We start from the raw sequence: 1,569 nt of genomic DNA, 5'->3' as shown, positions 1-1,569 counted from the left end.
GTGGGGGGGGGGGGGGTTGTTGCGCCGATCCTGGGGCACCGGTTGTGGGGGATGGTCAGGCTCCCCGGCTCCCTCGCCTCCCCCGTGTCGGCGTGGGGGAGGCTTAGGGGGGAGGGCGAGTTTATTAGGGATACGGCTGCGTAGGTGGGGGCCATGTTCGTCCCGACGTTTCCGGACTGCTGCACTTTCGGCGGGGCTTGGTCGTTGGGGGCCGGTTGGAACAGGCCGGAACCGGCCGAGCGGCGCAGTCACCGTTGCATGCTTTCCCTGATGATTTCGACGTCGTGCTGGTCCAGTGGCACGAGTCCGCGCCTGAGCTGGTATCCCCAATTGGGCCCGGACGTCAGGTGGAGCCGGTCGCGCAGCAGGGCCAGCGGGACCGGACGCAGCGGAAGGTACTCGGCACGGCGGCGGAACGGCTTGAACGAGCCCTCATCGGCTTGCCAGATAGCGTCGTCGGCCATGACCCCAAGGGCCGTGAACTCACGAAGCGCGGCGGTGTCCCCGATCTGTTCGACAGGCGAGTAGTAAACGAGCGTGTCCCCGGCCCGCATCCGGGCGAGCGGGGCGCGTTTTCCATGGCCGATTTGGGCAATGCCGAGTTCCACCCCGCGGCGGACATGGGCGGCCGAGACAACTCCGAGCCAGCCGTTCATGCTCCTCGAGCTCCCACAATGGGCGGCGGCATGGAAGTCGCACACAAATGGGCACCGACAAGCTTCATCAGTAAAGTATGTGCCCACGTCGAATGGGGCGTCAACCGGAACCGGGGTGGATTCGCGCCTGGTTATTCGCCGGCGCTATTCGCCGACCTGGCCGTCGATCGCCTCGCGCAGCATGTCGGCATGCCCGGCGTGGCGTGCCGTCTCCTCAATCAGGTGCAAGAGCATCCAGCTGGCCGTGAACCGCCGCCCGTCGCGCAGCGGCTGCACGGAAAGATCCTCAAGTCCCACCCCCTCGAGGGCCGCCCTGCTGCGCCGGCATGCCTGCCGGTAGCGTTCCCGCAGCCAGTCAGGATCCCGATCGACGGCGGTGCGGAACTCCCAGTTTGGGTCTGCCTCCCAATCGATTCCCGCCCACGGCTCACGTTCGGCCATGCCGGCGAAGCGAACCTCCACCCAGTCTTCCTCGACCAGCGCCAAGTGGTGGAGCAGTCCTGCGAGCGTCAATGCCGAGGGCGGGTGCGCTTGGCCGAGCTGCTCCTGCGTGAGACCTTCGGTCTTGGACAGCATCGTCTCACGCTGGTAGTCGAGGTACTGGGCCAGCAACTCGATTTCGGGAGCGGCAGGGTCCGGATCGATTCTCATCCGTCCATTGTGCCAGTGTGTCCGTCCCTTGCGGGCGGGCCCCAAGGGGCAGTGGCGGGAATATTGGAGCGCGGGCAGCTTTCGGCACGCGAGAGTGCAGTAGGGGGCGACGGTCCCCGCGAACCAAGCCGCCCCCACCACCCGCCCCCGCAATAAATCCCGCCGGGCGGGCCGGTGAGGGCACAGCTGGGGCCACCGAGTCCGGCGGAGGGGCCGCGGCGACCGGCCCGCCCGGCCCCGGGGGGGGGGGACCCCCCCCCGC

General features: G+C 68.4%; 2 protein-coding genes. Both read right to left on the bottom strand.

The genetic code is table 11. From position 1 onward, the window contains the following. Nucleotides 1-248: 248 nt before the first annotated feature. Nucleotides 249-656, bottom strand: coding sequence for an EVE domain-containing protein (locus tag QMG25_RS04065; RefSeq protein WP_283457494.1), 408 nt, complete (start codon nucleotides 654-656; stop codon nucleotides 249-251). A 144-nt stretch (nucleotides 657-800) separates the two neighbouring features. Beyond that, on the bottom strand, nucleotides 801-1,307 hold the full coding sequence (locus tag QMG25_RS04060) for a DinB family protein (RefSeq protein ID WP_283457493.1): 507 nt from the start codon (nucleotides 1,305-1,307) through the stop codon (nucleotides 801-803). Between the last annotated feature and the right edge of the window lie 262 nt (nucleotides 1,308-1,569).

The organism is Arthrobacter sp. H35-D1, assembly GCF_030063185.1.
GTDB lineage: Bacteria > Actinomycetota > Actinomycetes > Actinomycetales > Micrococcaceae > Specibacter.
Note: the sequence above shows the minus strand (reverse complement) of the source record. Positions and strands in the feature narration are given on the sequence as shown.